Origin of the sequence: Nocardioides panacisoli (assembly GCF_039537325.1) — a bacterium.
Lineage (GTDB): Bacteria > Actinomycetota > Actinomycetes > Propionibacteriales > Nocardioidaceae > Nocardioides > Nocardioides panacisoli.
This window is the reverse complement of the sequence record NZ_BAABAH010000009.1, coordinates 85,192-105,285: the sequence shown is the minus strand read 5'-3', so window position 1 is coordinate 105,285 and position 20,094 is coordinate 85,192. Positions and strand designations below refer to the sequence as shown.

Below are 20,094 nucleotides of genomic sequence, written 5' to 3'. Positions count from 1 at the left end.
GTCCAATGGCGCGCACATCGTCGACGAGGAGGACCGATGGCTCGATCGTTGCGCCTGCTGGCGTGCGCTGCCCTGGCGGCGGCGCTGACCGTCCCCGCGGGAGCGGGGGCGTCCGCCGAGGGGCACGCCAAGAAGGCCGACCTCGTCGTCGCCTCGGTGCGGACGCCGGCCTCGGTGGAGGCCGGGACCGCTGCGGCTGTCCGGGTCAAGGTCCACAACGGCGGCAAGGCGAAGGCGTCTGCCTCGGTCGTGCGGCTCGCTCTGTCGACCGACCGGACGGCAGGCGGGGACACCGCGCTCAAGCCGACCCTTGCGGTCCCGTCCCTCTCCCCCGGCGGGTCGTGGTCGGGGAAGGTGTCGGTGAACGTGCCGGCGTCGGCCGGGGTCGGCAGCTACTACGTGATCGCGTGCGCCGACGCGAAGCGCCGGGTCGCGGAGACGAACGAGATCAACAACTGCAAGGTCTCGAGCTCGCTCGCGGTGTCGGCACCGATGACCAGCCACGACCTGATCGACGCAGATGTTGCGAGCGGCACGCTGACCGAGGAGCAGGGCCTGGTCTACAAGGTGTTCTCCGACTTCGGCGACCCCCGGCTGCCGGGGAAGTACGCCGGAGCGACGAACGGCGTCGAGGAGGGCGCGCTTCCGGAGGCCGCGGAGAGCTGGGACACGCTCTCCCCCGCCACCCAGGACACGCTGCGCCCCTTCCTGATCCCCGCCTTCTACCCCGGTAGCCACTGGACGCCTGCGACACCCGGGCGGGCCCAGGAGGCCGGGCGGGACTCGCTGCTCGACTCGCCGTGGTGCAGCGGCTACGGCAGCATCCAGCCGGCGTTCGAGTCGTGGGGCCACGAGGACACCACGGACGGGTCCTTCCGGGTCTGGTGGCTGAAGAAGTACCCGGGCGACGAGACCCTCGCCAAGCACATCGCCGACGTCCTGGAGAAGCGCATCCTTCCCGAGCTGTCGGACTACATGGGGCACACGATCAAGCCCGACGGCGGGAGCCTCTGCGGTGGTGGCAGTGACGCCATCGACATCGCCCTCGTCGACACGAGCACCGCGGAGACCTTCCCCGACGGCGGCTGCGACGGCGACGGCACCTCGACGCACATGTTCTGGCCGCGCACGAAGCCCGCCCCGTGGGCGGGCATCGACCCCTACCTCGCCCACGAGGTGCTGCACATGATCCAGTTCGGGATGCCGAGCGCCAGCGGCTGCCAGGCGTCGTCGTGGCTGCGGGAGATGACGGCTGAGTGGATCCAGGACTACGCGACCGACCCGCTCTACCCCGTCGGGCTCGCCCCGGACGACACCGAGCACCTGTCCTCGACGCTCTACTTCCAGCGTCCCGACGTATCACTGGACGCGACCAAGCCGGCCGGGCACGACTACGGCTCCTACCTCTTCCCGCTCTTCGAGGCCAGGCACGGCGACGTGGACTTCGTCCGGCACGTCTGGGAGAACGCCGGTTCCCTGCAACCGACGGAGGCGGTGAACGCGGCGCTGCCCGGCGACGGCTTCAACGCGGTGTGGCCGGAGTTCGCACTCGCCCTCTGGAACCAGGACCCGGTCCACGACTTCAAGGACTGGGACCAGCTCTCGGAGGGCGCCAGGACGGTCGGCACGCAGGGGATCGCCGTCGGCACCCACCACCCGAAGGTGCACGTCGAGCACCTGGCGACGAAGTACCTCGCGCTCGACTTCGACAAGGGAGTCACCGAGATCGAGGTCACCAACGACCAGGCCGGCGAGAAGGACGCGAGCCTCCAGGCGGTCATCGAGTACGACGACGGCAGCACCAAGGTCGTCAACCTCTCCGACGAGCCGACGACCACGATCTGCATCGACGACGGCACCAAGCGCGTGACCTCGGTGGTGCTGATCTTCGGCAACGCGAACCAGACGGCGCCCATCGACTTCGCGCCGACCGTCGAGGGCAAGGCCAGTTGCGGCTGCCCCGACGTGGCCCCGAAGGCCGCCTCTCGGGCGGGTGCCACCTGCACCGGCAACATCACGTTCAGCTGGACCGAGGACACCACGGACGAGAAGCCCGAGGGCGTCGTGGGCCGCACCCACGAGACCGGCGGAGGGACCCTGGGGCTCGCGTTCGAGTCGCCGACGTCCAGCGACCCGGGGACGTTCTGGGTCGACCCGGCGTCGACCTACGAGCTGCACCGGACCTGGCACTCCGAGTCCTATCGCGACTGTGGGACCGAGACCGGCGACGTCTCCGATGCGGGCAGCGGGCACTTCGACGACCAGCAGACCTTCGCCGTGCACGATCCCGACGCCACCGGGAGCGACGAGGTCGGGGTGTCCCTCATCTTCGTGCTCCCGGTGACGGCGACCAAGCACTTCGCCTCCGAGTGCACCGGCCAGAGCTCCGACGAGGTGACGCCCGACCACTGGGGCGTACCGGGCTGCCCACCGAAGACCGGCGGCAACTTCTGGTGGAAGTTCGATCCGGTGTCCCCCGGGTCGGACGACTACCGGATCAGCTGCAGCGGCACCGTCGAGTGGGAGGACGGGTTGGGCAAGCACGTGCTCACCTCGACGGTGTCCGGCACGATCACCCTCCCTTGACCGACCGACCGAGGACCTTGCCGCGCGCCAGGGCGTGCCAGACGCGGGCGGTGGCGACCGAGTCGGGCCGGAGTCCGAGCCGGGCGCGGTAGTGCCGGACTGCGCGGGCGGTGACCTTGCCGTAGTCGCCGTCGACCCGGAGCCGCGGCCGGTCGAGGGCGACGTTGAGCGCGCGCTGCAGGCGGCGTACGTCATCGCCGGTCGCACCCTTGCCGAGCACGGGAGTCCGTCCCCGGGCGAGGAGCGACGTCCACGTCGCTCGGTCGACGGTCCCGGTCGCGTGCAGGCCGTTCGCATGCTGGAACCGGACGACAGCCTGCCGGGTCCGCCCGTCGAGCCGGCCGCTGGCCTTCAGCGGGTGCACCTGGCCGCGGAGGACGAGGCACTGGGCCACGCGCACGAGCGGCCCGCGGGCGCCCGGCGCGAGCGTCCGCGGCCGCACCCGCGCGGCCCGCTGGTCGCACCCGGCCGCGGACGCGGGTGTCGTGCTGGTGCCGAGGTCGACGTAGTCCCAGTCGATGTCCATCGGGACGCCGCCGAACTCCACCCGGGTGTCGAGGGCGAACTGGTGTACCCGGTTGGTGCGCAGGGACGCGGCGTCCGTGACGTACTGCCGGGGCAGGTTCCCGGCCCGGTCGATCCACGCGTACCAGGCGGCGTCCGGCCGCACGTAGCTCGGATGCGTGCGGCTCAGCAGGGAGATCGCGGAGCCGACGTAGGAGTAGACGCCGGAGCGGTAGCTTCGGCGGTGGATCTCCTTCGTCCACTCCTCGAGGAACGCCAGCGACGACCACCGGCACTTCGGCAGGTTTGTCGCGAACGGCTCGAAGTCGTAGAAGATCTCCTCGCCCGGCGGCAGGCCGAGGGCGTCCGCGGCGTCGGCTGCGCGCCTGGCCTGGTGGACGCCGTCGAGGCGAGCCGCCCCGTAGCCGTCACGGGGACCCGGACGGTCGTCGATGCGGTGGTCGTAGCCGGTGCAGGAGGCCTGGGGGCCGACCCAGATCGGCAGCAGCTTCCAGCCCGACCGGATCTGTCGGTCCACCCAGCCGGCGGTCAGGTACCGCTGCTCGCACGCTCGATGGATCCCGCCGAGGTAGATCCCCACGCCGGTGAACGGCGAGCTGACCCGCCAGCGGTCCATCACGGACTGGCTGGGCGCGCGGCACGCGTCGAACGCGTAGCCGCTCCACCGGTCCGCCGGCGGCGGCGCAGGTGGCGCCGGCCGACCGGCCACCCCGTGGCGGCCCTTCGCGTGGTTCGACGCCCTCGGCCCGGCGTCCGGCCCGGCGTCGGGTCCGCGACCGACGACCGCGACCACCCCCAGGAACAGCGCCAAGGTCGCGAAGGCGACGACGAGGGGCGCGGGACGGCCGGGGAGGCGCATGGGCATCCATCAGGAGAGGACAGGGCCGGAGAATCGTAGGCACGGGCCGTCCCTGCCCGGGCCGGAACTCACGAATCAGGGGGCCGGCGCGACCCACTCCTCGCTCCGCTTCCACAGCTCGGCGGCGAGCTCCGGGGTCGCCACCGGCGACGGCTCCTTCTCGCGCTCGTTGTCGTAGTAGCGGCCCGTCCGGTCCGCCAGCTCGGGCGCCGTCGCGCAGTGGAGCGAGGCCCGGGCGCCGTCCGTCACCGATCGCATGAACAGCTTCATCACGTGCCGTACGCCGAACGGGACCTCGCGCCAGACGTCCGAGGCGACCGCTCCCGGGTGCAGCGAGTACGTCGTCACGCCGGTCCCGGCGAGCCGCCGGGCCAGCTCCTGGGAGTGCAGCACGTTGGCGAGCTTGGAGACGCAGTACTCGTCGAACGCGGTGCGGGTGACCGAGGTGCGCCGTACCGCCTCCCAGTCGATGCCCTTGGCGCGGTAGTGCCCGTCGCTGGACACGCTCACGATCCGGCCGGGACCGCTCTCGACGATGCGGTCGCGCAACAGCTCGGTCAGCAGGAACGGGCCGACGTGGTTCGTGCCGAACGCGAGCTCGAAGCCGCTCGCGGTCATCCCGCGCGAGCCCGCCAGGCCGGCGTTGTTGATCAGGACGTGCAGCGGCTCGCCCGTCGCCAGGAACGTCTCGGCCGCCCGGCGCACGGATCCCAGGTCCCCGAGGTCGAGCGGCACGAAGTCGAGGTCGGTGTTGCCGGTGTCGTCGGCGATCTCCTTCATCGCCGCCCGGGTCTTCTCCTCGGAGCGCCCGGCGATGACCACCCGCGCGCCGCGCGCCGCGAGCCCGCGCGCGGTCTCCTTGCCGATCCCGGTGTTGGCGCCGGTGACGAAGAACGTCCGGCCGCTGAGCTCTGCCATGCCGCAGAGTCTGACGGCACTCGGCGAGTGGTGTCGTCCTCCCAGGGTCGGAGTGGCCTCAGCCGCCCACGTACGCCGCCAGGTGCTCGCCGGTGAGCGTCGAGCGACCGGCCACCAGCTCCGCGGGCGTGCCCTCGAAGACCACCTGCCCGCCGTCGTGCCCGGCGCCTGGACCGAGGTCGATGATCCAGTCGGCGTGGGCCATCACCGCCTGGTGGTGCTCGATGACGATCACCGACTTGCCGGCGTCGACGAGCCGGTCGAGCAACCCGAGCAGGTTCGCCACGTCCGCGAGGTGCAGGCCGATCGTCGGCTCGTCCAGGACGTAGACGCCGCCCTGCTCCCTCATGTGCAGCGCCAGCTTGACCCGCTGCCGCTCCCCTCCGGACAGCGTGTTGAGCGGCTGCCCCAGCTTCAGGTAGCCGAGCCCGACGTCCTCGAGCCGGGCGAGGATCGACACCGCGGCGGGCGTCCTCGCCTGGCCATCGCCGAAGAAGGCGTGCGCCTCGGCCACCGGCAGGTCGAGCACGTCGGCGATGTTCAAGCCGTCGACGCGCAGGTCGAGGACCGCCGCCTGGAACCGCTTGCCGCCGCAGTCCTCGCAAGGCGTGGACACCGTGTCCATGAAGCCGAGCTCGGTCACGATCACGCCCGTGCCCTTGCAGGTCGGGCAGGCACCCTCGGAGTTGGCGGAGAAGAGCGCCGGCTTCACGCCGTTCGCCTTCGCGAACGTCTTCCGGATCGGCTCCAGCAGACCGGTGTACGTCGCCGGGTTGCTGCGACGGGAGCCCTTGATCGACGTCTGGTCGATCGTGACCACGCCCTCGCGCCCCGTGATCGAGCCGTCGATCAGGGAGCTCTTGCCGGACCCCGCGACGCCGGTGACGACGGTCAGCACGCCGAGCGGGATGTCGACGTCGACGTCCTTCAGGTTGTGGGCCGTCGCGCCGCGCACCTCGAGGACGCCGTTCCGCTCCCGGACCGCGTCCTTGAGCGCCGCGCGGTAGGACAGGTGCTGGCCGGTGAGCGTCCCGCTGCTGCGCAGCCCGGCCACGGTGCCCTCGAAGACGACCTCGCCCCCGGCGGAGCCCGCGCCGGGTCCCATGTCGACGACGTGGTCGGCGATCTCGATGGTCTCCGGCTTGTGCTCGACCACCAGCACGGTGTTGCCCTTGTCGCGCAGCTCCAGGAGCAGGTTGTTCATCCGCTCGATGTCGTGCGGGTGCAGCCCGATCGTGGGCTCGTCGAAGACATAGGTGACGTCGGTCAGGGCCGACCCGAGGTGCCGGACCATCTTGGTGCGCTGGGCCTCTCCCCCGGACAGGGTGCCGGAGGGACGGTCGAGCGAGAGGTACCCGAGGCCGATCTCGACGAACGAGTCGAGGAGGTGCAGCAGGGTCGCCACGAGCGGCTCGACCCCGGCGTCGTCGATCTCGCGCAGCCACGCGGCGAGGTCGGTGACCTGGAAGGTGCAGGCCTCCCCGATGTCGACCCCCTTGATCTTGGAGGACCGCGCCGACTCGTTGAGCCGGGTGCCGTCGCAGACCGGGCAGGTCTTGAAGACGGCTGCCCGCTCGACGAAGGCCTTGATGTGCGGCTGCAGGGCGTCGGGGTCCTTGCTGAACATGGACTTGCGGATCTTCGGGATCAGCCCGTCGTAGGTCACGTTGATGCCCTTGGCCCTGACCTTCGTCGTCTGCTTGTAGAGCAGGTCGTGGCGCTGCTTCTCGGTGTAGTCCTTGATCGGCTGGTCCGGGTCCACGAAGCCGGACTCGATGAAGGTCGCGACCATCCAGCCGTCCGGCGTGTAGCCGGGGACCAGGATCGCGCCCTCCCGCAGCGACTTGGACTCGTCGATGATCACGGACAGGTCGAGGTCGGAGATCGTTCCGCGACCCTCGCACTCGGAGCACATGCCGCCCAGGTAGACGGCGTCCTTGACGATCTTCTTCTCACCCTTGGGCCCCGTCAGCACGCCGCTCGCCCGGGTCGTCGGGATGTTGAACGAGAACGCGGTGGGACCGCCGATGTAGGGCTCGCCGAGCCGGCTGAACAGGCTGCGCAGCATCGCGTTCGCGTCGGTGACCGTGCCCAGGGTGGAGCGCGGGTTGGCGCCCATCCGCTCCTGGTCGACGATGATCGCCGTCGTCAGCCCCTCGAGCACGTCGACGTCCGGCCGGGGCAGGTTCGGCATGAAGCCCTGCACGAACGTCGAGTAGGTCTCGTCGATCAGCCGGCGCGACTCGGCGGCGACGGTGCCGAAGACCAGGGAGCTCTTGCCCGACCCGGAGACGCCGGTGAACACGGTGAGCCGCCTCTTCGGGATCTCGAGGTCGACGTCCTTGAGGTTGTTGACCCGCGCCCCCTGCACCCGGATCAGGTCGTGGCTGTCGGCGGAATGTGGCACGGCTTCTCCTCGATGGCGGGACGGCTCGTGCACATCGTGGCATCCGGCCCTCAGCCGCTGAGCACCTCCACGACGGTGCGGTCGCGGCCCTCGGCCTTGGCGCGGAACAGCGCCCGGTCGGCGGCGGCGAGCACCTTGGCGAACTCCGCCGGCTCGGTCGCGCAGTCGCTGGCCCCCACTCCGAGGCTCACCGTCACCGCCGCGTCCCGGACCCGGGTCGCGTCGACCGCCGCCCGGACCCGCTCGGCGACGGCGTACCCGGTCTCGGCGGACGTGTCGGGGAGGAACGCGCAGAACTCCTCGCCGCCGAAGCGCGCGAGGAGGTCCCCGCTCCGCAGCTCCCCGCCGATCGCCTCGGCCACGGCCGCCAGCGCGTCGTCGCCGGCGAGGTGGCCCCAGGTGTCGTTGAAGGCCTTGAAGTGGTCGAGATCGGCGAACAGCACGCACCACGGCTGGCCCCTGCCCCGGCACCGCTCGACGCCGTTGAGCGCCAGCCGTCGCCACGACTCGAACCGGAGCGTCCCGGTCTTGTCGTCGTGCTCGGCGCGCACCCGCAGCGGCTCGTGCAGTGCGGCCCGCTGCGTGAGGGCGTACACCGGGACGAGGAGCAGCACGAACCAGGCACCGGTCATCCAGATCGCCGCGGAGAGGCCGCCGACGAGCAGCACGGCGCCCTCGGTGAGGTAGAACGACCTGCTGGCGAGGGTCTCCCTCAGCCACGCCTCGTCGTCCCGGACGTTGAGGTAGGCGCTGCCGTGGAAGAGCAGGGTCTCGACCGCGAGGAAGACGGCGGCCGACGTCGCGACCGCGACCAGGCCCCGGCTGCCGTCGCCGTGCATGAGGTCGTGCGGGTCTCCGACGAGAGCGCGCGCGGTGACGGCGGCCGCGACCGCGGCGAGCACGAGGTAGGCCGCCGACCCCGCCCACTTCCACAGGGGGACGCGGAGACCGCGCCACCGCGCGTGGCCGTAGGTGACCGCGGTGACCGGCAGCAGCCACCAGGTCGGCAGGACGAGCGCAGCGGCGAAGGCCCACGCGGACAGCGCCTTGTGGGGCCGCTGGCTGTCGGCGATCCCTCCTTCGAGCACCCGGCCGATCTCGACGTTGGCCACGGAGAGACCGATCAGCAGAAGCGCGGTCCAGGCGTGCTCGAGCGAACCGGGGCGGTGGCCGTACTCCACCAGCAGCACCGGCAGGAGGCAGGCTCCCAGCATCGCTCCGGTGACCCACAGACGGCACGGCCACGGGGTGCGCAGGAAGGCGAACCCGCTCGGTGCGAGCGAGTCGTGGTGGACCATGGCGCGGACGGTACGGCGACCGGGGACGAGGCACGCCGGTAACGGGTCCGAGAGGCTCGGGTTCTGGCCGTCGAGCCCCTTCTCGCATGGCCCGAACGAGTCATTTCTCCCTGTCTTTACGGACCATTCTCGGCGGTTCCGCACCGATTTGCGCCGAGCCGCTTTTACCTTGGAATCCACGCAGCGACAACAAGTGAGAAGCCGTCATGTGGGACAACGAACCGTCCAAGCACGAGATCCTTTCGCACGACCTGCCGTGCCCCTACTGCGGGCACGCCGGACACCGCTACCTCCCGTGCGACCGCGAGTGCGGTTGCCAGGTCGAGGGCGTGGTGACGGATCGGTCGCGGGCCGCGGCGGGCTGAAGCCGCCCGCGGCAGCCTGGAATAGCCTGACCGGGTGACCGGTATCGCCGGCGACCTGCTCGCCGCACTGCCCGAGGGCACGGTCGTGCTCGAGCCCGACCGGATGGCGGGCTACCGCTGGGACCGGGCGAACGACCCCGACGCGGGACTGCCGCTGGCCGTCGTGCGTGCGACGTGCACCGAGGACGTCCAGGAGACGCTCCGGATCGCCCACCGCCACCGCGTGCCCGTCGTGCCGCGGGGAGCCGGCACGGGGCTGTCCGGCGGATCCTCAGCGGTCGACGGCTGCATCGTGGTCTGCACCGAGCGGATGCGCGCGATCGAGGTCGACCCCGCGACCCGCACCTGCACCGTCGAGCCCGGCCTGCTCAACGCCGAGGTGAAGGCGGCCGTCGCCGGGCACGGCCTCTGGTACCCGCCCGACCCGTCGTCGTTCGAGATCTGCTCGATCGGCGGCAACATCGCGACCAACGCCGGCGGTCTGTGCTGCGTGAAGTACGGCGTGACCACCGACTACGTGCTCGGGCTGACCGTCGTGCTTGCGGACGGCACCGCCGTCGAGCTCGGCGGCCCGCGGCTCAAGGACGTCGCCGGACTGTCGTTGACCAAGCTGTTCGTCGGCAGTGAGGGCACCCTCGGGGTGGTCACGCGGATCGTGCTGCGCCTGCTGCCCGCGCCGCGACCGCCCTCGACCCTGGTGGCCACCTTCGGCGCCCTCGGCGACGCGACCGACGCGGTCCTCGCCATCACCCGGCGGCTGCGCCCCTCGATGCTGGAGTTCATGGACCGGCCCTCGATCAACGCCGTGGAGGACGCGACCCGGATGGGCCTCGACCGGGCGGCCGCCGCGATGCTCGTGATCCAGAGCGACGAGCCGCCACCGGCGGCGGGCGAGGAGATCGCCACGATCGCGGGTCTGTGCAAGGAGCACGGGTGCACCGAGGTGTTCGCCACCGACGACCCCGAGGAGGGTCAGGCCTTCGTGGCAGCGCGGCGGATGGTCATCCCGGCGGTCGAGCGGCGCGGCTCCCTCCTGCTGGAGGACGTCGGCGTTCCGCTCCCCCGGCTCGGCGCACTCGTCGAGGGCATCGCCGGCATCGCCCGGGAGCGGGACCTGGAGATCGCCGTGGTCGCGCACGCCGGCGACGGCAACACCCACCCGCTGATCGTGTTCGACCCCTCCGACGCGGACCAGCAGGGTCGCGCGTCCGCGGCCTACGGCGAGATCATGGACCTGGCGATCGGGCTCGGCGGGACGATCACCGGCGAGCACGGCGTGGGCCGGCTCAAGCGGCCGTGGCTGGGCGACTACCTCGGCCCGGATGCGCTCGCCCTGAACCAGCGGATCAAGGACGCCCTCGATCCGCACGGGATCCTCAACCCCGGCGCGGTGCTCTGACGGGAATCTCAGCGCCAGCCGAGCTCGGGGGCGACGTACCGCAGCACGCTCTCGAGCACGTGCGCGTTGTAGTCGACGCCGAGCTGGTTGGGCACGGTGAGCAGCAGCGTGTCGGCCGCGGCGACCGCCTCGTCCTCCCCCAGCTCCTTGACCAGCTGCTCCGGCTCACCGGCGTAGGTCTTGCCGAACCGTGCCACCCCGCCGTCGATGTGGCCGACCTGGTCGGTGCTGCGCGTCTCGAGCCCGAAGTAGCGGAAGTCGAGCTCGCTCACCAGCGGGAACACGCTGCGGCTGACTGAGACCCGCGGCGTCCGGGCGTGCCCGGCCTCTGCCCACGTGTCGCGGAACCGCTGGATCTGCTCGGCCTGCAGCTGGTGGAACGGCACGCCGGTGTCCTCGGTGAGCAGCGTCGAGCTCATCAGGTTCATACCCTGTCGAGCGGTCCACTCGGCCGTCGCGCGGGTGCCGGCACCCCACCAGATCCGCTCGCGCAGGCCGGGTGAGTAGGGCTCGACACGCAGCAGCCCCGGCGGGTTCGGGAACATCGGCCTGGGGCTCGGCTCGGCGAAGCCCTCGCCGCCGATCACCTCGAGGAACCGCGCCGTGGGCACGCGCCATCTCGGCGTCGCCCTCCCCGTCGGCCGGTTCGTGCCCGAAGTGCCGCCAGCCGTCGACGACCTGCTCCGGCGAGCCGCGGCTGATGCCGAGCTGCAGCCTCCCGCCGGCGATCAGGTCAGCCGCGCCCGCGTCCTCGGCCATGTAGAGAGGGTTCTCGTACCGCATGTCGATCACTCCGGTGCCGATCTCGATGCGGCTGGTGCGCGCGCCGACGGCGGCGAGCAGCGGGAACGGCGACGCGAGCTGCCGCGCGAAGTGGTGCACCCGGAAGTAGGCGCCGTCCGCACCGACCTCCTCCGCGGCGACGGCGAGCTCGATCGACTGCAGCAGCGCGTCCGACGCCGTACGGACCTGAGAGGCGGGCGACGGTGTCCAGTGGCCGAACGACAAGAACCCGATCTTCTTCACGTGCATCCAACGCTGGGGGGCCGTCGGCATTCCCGGCGATGACCCGGAAGCACTACTCGGGTCCGTACGGGTGACGGGTCCGAAGAGACGGGTGCCGGTCGAAGGTGGAGAGGGAGGAAATGAGAGCGATGTGGGAGACGCACACCGGCACGGCAGGCCATCTGTCGCACGACCTGCCCTGCCCCAGCTGCGGACACGCGGTTCACACGTTCCTGGCCTGCAGCGACAGCTGCACCTGCCCGCCCGTCGTGATGCCGGGCTCGCACGCGGCCTGATCTGCCGGTCATAGCGCGCTGAGGGCTCGGTCAGGGTCGCAGCATGACCTTGATCGCGCGGCGCTCGTCCATCGCCCGGTAGCCCTCCGGGGACTCCGCCATCGGCAGGGTCAGGTCGAACACCTTGCCGGGGTCGATCCGGCCGTCGCGGACGAGGTCTAGCAGCTCCGGCAGGTAGCGGCGGACGGGCGCGACGCCGCCGCGGAGCCCGACGTTCTTGGAGAACATCCGTCCGACCGGGAGCTCCACGCCGTGCGGCACCCCCACGAAACCCACCGTCGAGCCGGGCCGCGCGACCGCGAACGCCGTCTGGATCGCGGCGTCGGTCCCCACGCACTCGAGGACGGCGTCCGCGCCCACGCCGTCGGTGATCTCCATGACCGCCTCCTCCGCGGCGTCGCCCCGCTCGGCGACGACGTGCGTCGCACCGAAGTCCTTCGCGATCAGCTGGCGCGGCTCGTGGCGCGACATCGCGACGATCGTCTCGGCGCCCATGACCGAGGCCGCCAGGACCCCGCAGAGCCCGACGGCGCCGTCGCCGACCACCACGACGCTCCCGCCCTTGGCGACGCCGGCACTGACCGCCGCGTGCCAGCCGGTCGGCATCACGTCGCTGAGGGCGAGCACGGAGGCGAGCTCGTCGTCGCCCGGCGTGTCCCCCGTCGCCACCAGCGAGCCGTCGGCCTGCCCGACCAGCGCGAGCTCGCCCTGGCCGCTCGCGGTCATCGAGATGTTCACGCACGCCGACTGGACCCCGGCGCGGCAGTGGGCGCACGTGTTGTCGCAGTGGCAGAAGGGCACGACGACGAAGTCACCGGCCCGGAAGTCGCGGACCTCCGCCCCCACCTCCTCGACCACGCCGATGCACTCGTGGCCGATGGTCGAGCCCCGCCGGACCGGGTTCTCGCCGCGGTAGGGCCACAGGTCCGAGCCGCAGATGCACCCGGCGGTCACGCGGACGATCGCGTCGGTCGGCTTGCGGATCACCGGGTCGGCGACCTCCTCGAAGCGGATGTCACCGGGCCCGTGGATGGTCGTCGCGCGCATGCGGCCATCCTTGCAGGCGGGAGAAGACACCCAGCGGCAAGGATTGGCCTTATCTCATATGTGAGTTACCGTCGTCGCATGACGTTCTCTGGCTCCGAGGCCGACTACAAGGGGCGGATCGGGAACCTGATCCGGGACGCGCGGAAGCACCGCGGGCTGACCCAGACCCAGCTCGCGGAGCGGCTGGGCACCAGCCAGAGCGCGATCAACCGGATCGAGAAGGGCCACCAGAACCTCTCGCTGGAGATGCTGGCCCGGATCGGTTCAGCCGTGGACTCCGAGATCGTCGCCGTCGGTGCGGGGCCGACCCACCTGCGGGTGAAGGGCCCCACGACGCTCTCCGGCAGCATCGACGTGAAGACCTCGAAGAACGCGGGCGTCGCCCTGTTGTGCGCCTCGCTGCTCAACCGCGGCCGGACCACGCTGCGCAAGGTCGCCCGCATCGAGGAGGTCAACCGCCTGCTCGAGGTGCTGGGCAGCCTCGGCGTGCAGGCCCGCTGGATCAACGACGCGGGCGACCTCGAGATCGTCCCGCCGCGCGACCTCGACCTCTCCAACATCGACGCGGCGGCGGCGCGCCGCACGCGCTCGGTGATCATGTTCCTCGGCCCGTTGCTGCATCGGGCGGAGGACACCTTCGAGCTCCCCTACGCCGGCGGCTGCAACCTCGGCACGCGCACCGTCGAGCCGCACCTGTCCGCGCTGCGCCCGTTCGGCCTCGAGGTCAAGGCGACCGACGGCTGGTACCACGCGAGTGCCAACCGGGCGATCGTGCCGGGCCGTCCGATCGTGCTCACCGAGCGCGGTGACACGGTCACGGAGAACGCCCTGATGGCCGCCGCGCTGCACCCCGGCACCACCGTCATCCGGAATGCGTCGTCCAACTACATGGTCCAGGACCTCTGCTTCTACCTGCAGGCGCTCGGCGTCGGAGTCGAGGGCATCGGCACCACGACGCTGACGGTCACCGGCCGCGACGAGATCGACGTCGACGTCGACTACGCGCCGAGCGAGGACCCGATCGAGGCGATGTCGCTGCTCGCGGCGGCGATCGTCACGAAGTCCAAGATCACCATCCGGCGCGCCCCGATCGAGTTCCTCGAGATCGAGCTGGCGATGCTCGAGGAGATGGGCTTCCGCTACGAGCGCTCGGAGGAGTACGTCGCCGCCAACGGCCGGACCCGCCTGGTCGACCTGGTCACGCATCCCTCCGACCTGGTCGCGCCGCGCGACAAGATCCACCCGATGCCGTTCCCGGGGCTGAACATCGACAACCTGCCGTTCTTCGCGGTGATCGCCGCGACGGCGCAGGGGCAGACCTACATCCACGACTGGGTCTACGACAACCGCGCCATCTACCTCACCGAGCTCAACAAGCTCGGCGGCCGCGTGAGCCTGCTCGACCCGCACCGGGTGATGGTCGAAGGTCCCACGTCCTGGACGGGTGCCGAGCTGATGTGCCCGCCGGCCCTCCGCCCGGCCGTCGTCGTGCTCCTGGCGATGCTGGCGAGCAAGGGCACCTCGGTGCTGCGCGGCACCTACGTGATCCACCGCGGCTACGAGGACCTGGCCGAGCGGCTGAGCTCGCTGGGCGCCGACATCGAGACGTTCCGGGACATCTAGCAGGTGTTCCTGGAGCACGGCCGGGTGCTGGCGTTCGCGCACCGCGGCGGCGCCTACCACCCCGAGATCGAGGGGCTCGAGAACACGCTCGCGGCTTTCCGGCACGCGGCGGCGCTCGGTTACGACTACCTCGAGACCGACGTCCACGTGACGCGGGACGGGGTGCTGCTGGCCTTCCACGACGAGGTCCTGGACCGGGTCACCGACCGGGGTGGCGCGATCGGGGACCTCGACCTGGCCGAGATCCGTGAGGCGCGCATCGGCGGCCGGGAGCAGGTGCCGACGCTCGCGGAGCTGGTGGACGCCTTCCCCGAGGCGCGCTTCAACATCGATCTCAAGTCCGAGCGTGCCGTCGACGCGTTGGCCGACTTCATCGCCGCCCGGGGCCTGTGGGACCGGGTGCTGGTCGGTGCCTTCTCCCCCGGCCGGATCCGGCGGTTCCGGCAGCTCACCGGTGCTCGGGTGCCGACCGCGGCACATCCGCTCGAGATCCTCGCCTACCGGTTGCTGCCGAGCGCGCGGCTGGCCGAGCGGCTCGCCGGTGCGGACTTCGAGGCGTTCCAGGTCCCGCACCGCCGCGGGCGGCTGCGGGTGGTCACCCGGGGCTTCGTACGGCGCGCGCACGCGGCGGGGCTGCACGTGCACGTGTGGACGATCGACGACCCCGCCGAGATGGAGGAGCTCCTCGACCGCGGTGTGGACGGCCTCTTCACCGACCGGACCGACCTGCTGAAAGGCGTCCTCGTCGCACGCGGCCTCTGGCAGTAGGGTCCGGGCGGGAGGATCGATGACTACTGGGATCGCTGATCTCGAGCCGCTGAACCGCGCCAGGGAGCAGCGCGCCTGGTACTGGTACGACTGGGCCAACTCCGCGTTCTACACGACGGTCCTCACGGTGCTGTTCGGCCCGCTGATGATCACGGTGGCCGGCCGCGCGGCGGGCTGCGGCGACAGTCCCGACGACACCTGCAGCAAGACGGTCGACGTGCTCGGCCTCCACCTGGCCGCGGGCTCGCTGCCGTCCTACCTCACCAGCTTCGCCACGATCGCGAGCGCCTTCGTGCTCCCGATCGTCGGCGCGATGGTCGACCGGTCGGGGCGCAAGCGGTTGCACATGGCGTGGTTCGCGTGGGCGGGAGCCTTCTTCGGCGCGCTGCTGTTCTTCCTGACCGGCGACCACTGGCAGCTGGGCGCGGTCGCCGTGGTCGTCTCGAGCATCCTCGCGGGGTGCTCGCTGGTGAGCTACTACGCGATCCTCGTGGACATCTCGCTCGAGCGGGAGCGGGATCGGGTCTCCTCCCGCGGCTGGGCGTTCGGCTACCTCGGCGGCGGCGTGCTCCTCGTGGTCAACCTCGCGATGGTCCTCGGCCACGGGGCGCTCGGCCTCGACAAGGAGCTGGCCGTGCGGCTCTCCCTCCTGAGCGCGGCGCTGTGGTGGGCGGGCTTCACCGTGATCCCCGTGCTGCGGCTGCGCGACCACCCGGCCCAGGGCGTGGTCGCCGAGTCGGGCGGGCTGCTCGCCCGCAGCTTCGGCCAGCTGTTCACGACGCTGAGGGGGCTGCCGCGCTACCCCGTCACGATGACGTTCCTGATCGCCTACCTCTTCTACAACGACGGCATCCAGACCGTCATCTACAGCGCGTCCATCTACGGCTCGAAGCAGCTGCACCTCGACGAGACGGTGCTGATCGCAGCGATCCTGCTCATCCAGTTCGTCGCGTTCGGCGGCGCGCTGCTGTTCGGGAGGGTGGCGGAGCGCTACGGCGCGCACCGCTGCATCACGGTCGGCACGGTCGGCTGGATGGTCCTGGTGGTCCTGGCCATGTTCCTGCCCGACCGGAACGTGCCCGCGTTCCTGCTCGCCGGCGTCGCGATCGCCATCGTCATGGGCGGGACGCAGGCGCTCTCCCGCTCCTTCTTCAGCGTGCTGATCCCGCGCGGCCGCGCCGGGGAGTACTTCGCCCTCTACAACGCCTGCGAGCGAGGCACGTCCTGGCTCGGCACGCTGGTGTTCGGCCTGGTCTTCCAGCTGACCGGGTCCTACCGGCCGGCGATCGTCTCGCTGGTGGTGTTCTTCGCGCTCGGCCTCGTCCTGCTGCTGCGGGTGGACCCCGAGCGGGGAATCCGCGAGGCCGCGGCCGAGCCTGCCGCGGTGTGAAAGATTTCCTTGCGTCGTGTCAACTTTTCACACGCGGGTAGCGTTGTAGAGATGAGGCGGCGCGTCCTCAGTGATCGGGGAGATCCCCCGGCGGCGCCCGCTCGCGAAGCATGGGGTGGGGAGACGACATGGCCGAACGTACATTGCGCGGCGCCCGACTGGGCGGACAGTCCTTCGAGGACGAGCGCGGCATCGAGTTCGCTGCGCGCCAGCAGGTGGGCTACCGGTGCCCGCAGGGGCACGAATTCGAGATCACGATGTCGGTCGAGGCCGAGGTCCCGGCCGTCTGGGAGTGCCCGCGCTGCGGGCTCGAGGCGACCAGCACCTCGGGCATCGAGCGCGAGGAGAAGGCCGAGAAGCCGCAGCGCACCCACTGGGACATGCTGCTCGAGCGGCGCTCGGAGAAGGAGCTCGAGGAGATCCTCAGCGAGCGGCTGGAGCTGCTGCGGGGCGGCGAGATCGGCCCCGCGCACCTGCACCGCGCCAATGCCCGCAAGCGGAAGTCCGCTCGCGCCTGACGCGCTCGCTCAGCGCTGGTCGTCGATGACCTCGCCCCGGACCACGGAGTCGTCCCCCGCCGTCGGTCCGGGGCGTCGCTGCGTCCGGGCCCCTTGCGCAGGGAACGGCCGGCCGAACCGGTCGGTGGCGTAAACCGTCGCCCGCGAGGCGGCATAGGAAGCCAGCACCCTGCGGAACACCGGTCGGGTGAACGGGAGGATCAGCACGATCCCGAAGAGGTCGGTGACGAACCCCGGGCTCAGCATCAGGGCGCCGCCGAGCACGATCAGCGCGCCGTCGGCCAGCTCGCGGTGCGGCATCCGGCCCTCGTCGAGGGCGGCGCGCAGCGCCTGCCACGCCCGGCTGCCCTCCCGCCGGATCAGCCAGCCGCCGAGGATGCTGTCGGCGACCAGCAGCAGGATCGTCCACCAGACGCCGATGACGTGGCCGACCTGGATCAGGACGTAGATCTCGAGCAGCGGGACGACGATGAAGGCGATCGCGAGGATCGCCAGCCACCGCCTACCGCGTCGTCTGCTCACGCATCGATCATGGCACGCGACCGGCTGCGTGCCCGGGCCCAGCGCTCGCGCAGTCCCCACTGGGTCACCCGCTTCAGGGACTCCAGGGCGACGGCACCGCTCATCTTCGAGTCGCCCCGCACCCGCTCGACGAACTCGATCGGGACCTCCCGGACCCGGAGCCCCGCACCCAGGGTCCGGCTCACGAGGTCGGTCTGGAAGACGTAACCGGTCGAGGCGACGGTGCCGAGGTCGATCGCGTCGAGCGTGCTGCGTCGGAACAGGCGGAACCCCGCGGTCGCGTCGCGCACGTCGATGCCGAGCAGCGCACGAACGTAGAGGTTGCCACCACGGGAGAGCGCCTCCCGCTGCCAGGGCCAGTTGACGACGGAGCCGCCGGGCACCCAGCGGGACCCGATGACCAGGTCGGCGCCGTCGGCGACGGCTGCCAGCAGCCGTCCGAGCTGCTCGGGCTGGTGAGAGCCGTCCGCGTCCATCTCGCCGATGACGTCGTAGCCCTCGGCCAGGGCCCAGGCGAACCCGGCCAGGTAGGCGGCGCCGAGACCCTCCTTGCCCGCGCGGTGCAGCACGTGCACCTGCGGGTCGGCCGAGGCGAGGGTGTCGGCGATCTCGCCGGTGCCGTCGGGCGAGCTGTCGTCGACCACCAGCACGTCCACGCCCGGCTGCGCCTGCCGGACACGGCCGACGATCCAGGCGAGGTTCTCCGCCTCGTTGTAGGTCGGGATCACCATGACGATCCGCCCGAGGCGGTGGTTGTCGGTCATCGGGTCGGTCGTCACGGTGTCCTTGCCTCACTCAGCTCCGGTGCGTCCTCCGCGGCTCCGGTGGACCCGGAATGATCCCGCGAACGACGGTACGCGAGGGCCCCCAGCGCGAGGCCGAGAGCCGACGCGCCGGTGAACAGCCGCCCCGGCCAGGCACCCATGCGCGTCGCGGGGGTGAGCTGGGAGACCAGGCCGACCCGCTCGTCGAGTACGGCCTCGGTCCGCAGCGGCGCGCTCGCGACCACGGTGCCGTCCGGCGCGATCACGCCCGACCGTCCGTTCGGCGAGGCCACGACGAGCCAGCGACCGGCCTCCATCGCGCGCAGCCGCGTGATGGCGAACTGCTGGGCGACCTGGTTGGTGTAGATGAACGTCGCGTTGCTGGTCTGGACGGTGAGCAGCTCGGCGCCCTGGGCCACCTGGCTGCGCACCACGTCGTCGTAGGCGATGTCGAAGCAGATCGCGTCGGCCACCTTGATGCCGGCGACGGTCAGTGGGCTGGTCCGCGTCCCGCTGTCCATGTCGCGGGCGATGGCGGACAGCTGCCCGAAGTCCGGGTCCCAGAGGTTGCGGAACGGGATGTACTCGCCGTAGGGCACCGGGTGGCGCTTGGTGTACCGGTCCCCGGCGCCGGAGTGCGGGTCCCACACGATTCCCTGGTTCAGGACGTGCGACGGCCCGTCGTCGACGATGGCTCCGACGACGACCGGCACGCCAATCGCGGCCACGGCGCTCCGGATGCCGCTGTTGATGCTGGCGTCGGCGAACGGGTCGATCGCGGTGGAGTTCTCCGGCCACAGCACGAAGTCGGGCGCGGGCTCGGTCCCGTTGGCGACGTCCTGCGCGAGCTGCTCGGTCGCTGCGACGTGGTTGTCCGTCACCGCCCGGTAGTCCCACAGGATCTGGTTGGCCGGGCCCGGGAGATCGCCCTGCACGGCCGCCACGACGGCCGAGCCGGTCTCGTGCACGTGGTAGGGGTGCACGGCAGGGATCATGAGCAGCGCGAGGACCGCCACCAGCCCGGCGACGGGCACGAGCGGTCGACGCCACCGCTCGACGGCTGCCGCGAGCAGGAAGCCGGTCAGGGCGAGCACGAACGAGACACCGGTGAGGCTGAGGTACGGCGCGGCCTGTGCGGCAGGGGTGTCGACGGCCGCGAAGGACAGTCGACCCCAGGGCATCCCGCTCAGCGGCCAGGTGCTGTGGATCTGCTCCATCGCCGTCCAGGCAGCGGCCAGCCACACCGGCCAGGCGGGCAGCCGGCGCAGCAGCGGGACCGCGAGCCCGAGGACGCCGTAGAAGAGCGCGACCGTCGCGGACAGGGCGAGCCAGGCGTCGGGACCGACCGAGCGGCGCATCCACTCGATGTGGACGAAGTAGAACGCCACGCCGAAGACGAGGCCGACCAACCCCGACCGCCGCACGGTCAGGTCCCGGGTCGCCAGCGCGAAGGCGGCGACACCGAACGGGACGACGTACGGGATCGCGATCGGCTCGAAGGCGGTGGTGAGCAGCAGGCCGCCCGCGACAGCGAGGAGGAGGCGGCCTGGCACGACCCGAGCGTAGTCGGCGGGACGAGGCAAACGAGAGGGCCACTGACACCTTCGGTCCATCCCTACGCCCGACCGGCTGCCGGGGCAAGGATGTTGTCTAGGGGGAAAGCGGCCCTCTCGTGTCGCTCTCGAGGGGCGAACCGACCTCCGCGAACCACGGCGGGTAGATGTTGGCGCTACATCCCCCAGCCCCGGCCACTCGGACGTCGGTCCGCGGACCCACGACCTGCACGAGCAACGCGTCGTACTCT

The 20,094-nt window shown here is 71.4% G+C and carries 16 protein-coding genes and 1 pseudogene; 7 read left to right on the top strand and 10 right to left on the bottom strand.

What is annotated here, in order from left to right:
• The first annotated feature begins 36 nt into the window (after positions 1 to 36).
• On the top strand, positions 37 to 2,586 hold the full coding sequence (locus ABD709_RS13485) for a CARDB domain-containing protein (protein WP_344776215.1): 2,550 nt from the start codon (positions 37 to 39) through the stop codon (positions 2,584 to 2,586).
• Here ABD709_RS13485 and ABD709_RS13480 read toward each other — a convergent pair.
• The 4 genes from ABD709_RS13480 to ABD709_RS13465 form a co-directional block, all read right to left on the bottom strand.
• Entirely contained in the window at positions 2,573 to 3,970 is a 1,398-nt protein-coding gene (locus ABD709_RS13480; protein WP_344776213.1) for a glycoside hydrolase domain-containing protein, read from the bottom strand. The genes ABD709_RS13485 and ABD709_RS13480 overlap by 14 nt on opposite strands.
• A gap of 75 nt (positions 3,971 to 4,045) precedes the next feature.
• Entirely contained in the window at positions 4,046 to 4,888 is an 843-nt protein-coding gene (locus tag ABD709_RS13475; protein WP_344776212.1) for an SDR family oxidoreductase, read from the bottom strand.
• Positions 4,889 to 4,946: 58 nt separating this feature from the next.
• On the bottom strand, positions 4,947 to 7,295 hold the full coding sequence (locus ABD709_RS13470; RefSeq protein WP_344776210.1) for an ATP-binding cassette domain-containing protein: 2,349 nt from the start codon (positions 7,293 to 7,295) through the stop codon (positions 4,947 to 4,949).
• A gap of 50 nt (positions 7,296 to 7,345) precedes the next feature.
• Positions 7,346 to 8,593, bottom strand: a complete 1,248-nt coding sequence (locus ABD709_RS13465; RefSeq protein ID WP_344776208.1) for a GGDEF domain-containing protein — start codon at positions 8,591 to 8,593, stop codon at positions 7,346 to 7,348.
• 206 nt (positions 8,594 to 8,799) lie between these two features.
• On the opposite strand from ABD709_RS13465, the gene ABD709_RS13460 reads away from it, so the two are divergent.
• Both ABD709_RS13460 and ABD709_RS13455 read left to right on the top strand, forming a co-directional pair.
• Complete coding sequence (locus ABD709_RS13460; RefSeq protein ID WP_344776206.1) at positions 8,800 to 8,958, top strand: hypothetical protein; 159 nt, start codon at positions 8,800 to 8,802, stop codon at positions 8,956 to 8,958.
• A gap of 34 nt (positions 8,959 to 8,992) precedes the next feature.
• Positions 8,993 to 10,357 carry an FAD-binding oxidoreductase gene (locus ABD709_RS13455; RefSeq protein WP_344776204.1) on the top strand — a complete coding sequence of 455 codons (1,365 nt, stop codon included), beginning with the start codon at positions 8,993 to 8,995 and terminating at the stop codon, positions 10,355 to 10,357.
• Positions 10,358 to 10,365: 8 nt separating this feature from the next.
• Here the strand turns inward: ABD709_RS13455 and ABD709_RS13450 are convergent, their stop codons facing one another.
• From ABD709_RS13450 to ABD709_RS13440, 3 genes and pseudogenes are all read right to left on the bottom strand, one after another.
• Entirely contained in the window at positions 10,366 to 10,968 is a 603-nt protein-coding gene (locus ABD709_RS13450; protein WP_344776318.1) for an alkane 1-monooxygenase, read from the bottom strand.
• A gap of 124 nt (positions 10,969 to 11,092) precedes the next feature.
• Positions 11,093 to 11,389: pseudogene (locus ABD709_RS13445) on the bottom strand (LLM class flavin-dependent oxidoreductase); the annotation flags it as partial.
• 299 nt (positions 11,390 to 11,688) lie between these two features.
• A complete protein-coding gene (locus ABD709_RS13440) occupies positions 11,689 to 12,705 on the bottom strand; it encodes a zinc-dependent alcohol dehydrogenase family protein (RefSeq protein WP_344776202.1) in 1,017 nt (338 codons plus the stop codon).
• A gap of 78 nt (positions 12,706 to 12,783) precedes the next feature.
• Here ABD709_RS13440 and ABD709_RS13435 point away from each other — a divergent pair, with 78 nt between their 5' ends.
• The 4 genes from ABD709_RS13435 (at position 12,784) to ABD709_RS13420 (ending at position 17,004) form a co-directional block, all read left to right on the top strand.
• Positions 12,784 to 14,328: a UDP-N-acetylglucosamine 1-carboxyvinyltransferase gene (locus ABD709_RS13435; RefSeq protein WP_344776200.1), complete on the top strand. Its 1,545-nt coding sequence runs from the start codon at positions 12,784 to 12,786 to the stop codon at positions 14,326 to 14,328.
• A 3-nt stretch (positions 14,329 to 14,331) separates the two neighbouring features.
• On the top strand, positions 14,332 to 15,096 hold the full coding sequence (locus ABD709_RS13430) for a glycerophosphodiester phosphodiesterase family protein (protein WP_344776198.1): 765 nt from the start codon (positions 14,332 to 14,334) through the stop codon (positions 15,094 to 15,096).
• 19 nt (positions 15,097 to 15,115) lie between these two features.
• Positions 15,116 to 16,486 (top strand): MFS transporter, encoded by a 1,371-nt coding sequence (locus tag ABD709_RS13425; RefSeq protein WP_344776196.1) that lies wholly within the window; start codon positions 15,116 to 15,118, stop codon positions 16,484 to 16,486.
• 128 nt (positions 16,487 to 16,614) lie between these two features.
• Positions 16,615 to 17,004, top strand: coding sequence for an RNA polymerase-binding protein RbpA (locus ABD709_RS13420; protein ID WP_344776194.1), 390 nt, complete (start codon positions 16,615 to 16,617; stop codon positions 17,002 to 17,004).
• 9 nt (positions 17,005 to 17,013) lie between these two features.
• On the opposite strand, the gene ABD709_RS13415 is transcribed toward ABD709_RS13420, so the two are convergent.
• Genes ABD709_RS13415 through lnt form a run of 3 tightly spaced genes read right to left on the bottom strand, consistent with a single transcriptional unit; the run spans position 17,014 to position 19,843 of the window.
• Positions 17,014 to 17,526, bottom strand: a complete 513-nt coding sequence (locus tag ABD709_RS13415) for an FxsA family protein (protein WP_344776192.1) — start codon at positions 17,524 to 17,526, stop codon at positions 17,014 to 17,016.
• The gene (locus ABD709_RS13410) at positions 17,523 to 18,290 is read right to left on the bottom strand and encodes a polyprenol monophosphomannose synthase (protein WP_344776316.1); all 768 of its coding nucleotides are present in this window, start codon (positions 18,288 to 18,290) and stop codon (positions 17,523 to 17,525) included. The genes ABD709_RS13415 and ABD709_RS13410 overlap by 4 nt, the downstream gene beginning before the upstream one ends.
• Before the next feature lie 11 nt (positions 18,291 to 18,301).
• Positions 18,302 to 19,843: an apolipoprotein N-acyltransferase gene (gene lnt / locus ABD709_RS13405; protein ID WP_344776190.1), complete on the bottom strand. Its 1,542-nt coding sequence runs from the start codon at positions 19,841 to 19,843 to the stop codon at positions 18,302 to 18,304.
• Between the last annotated feature and the right edge of the window lie 251 nt (positions 19,844 to 20,094).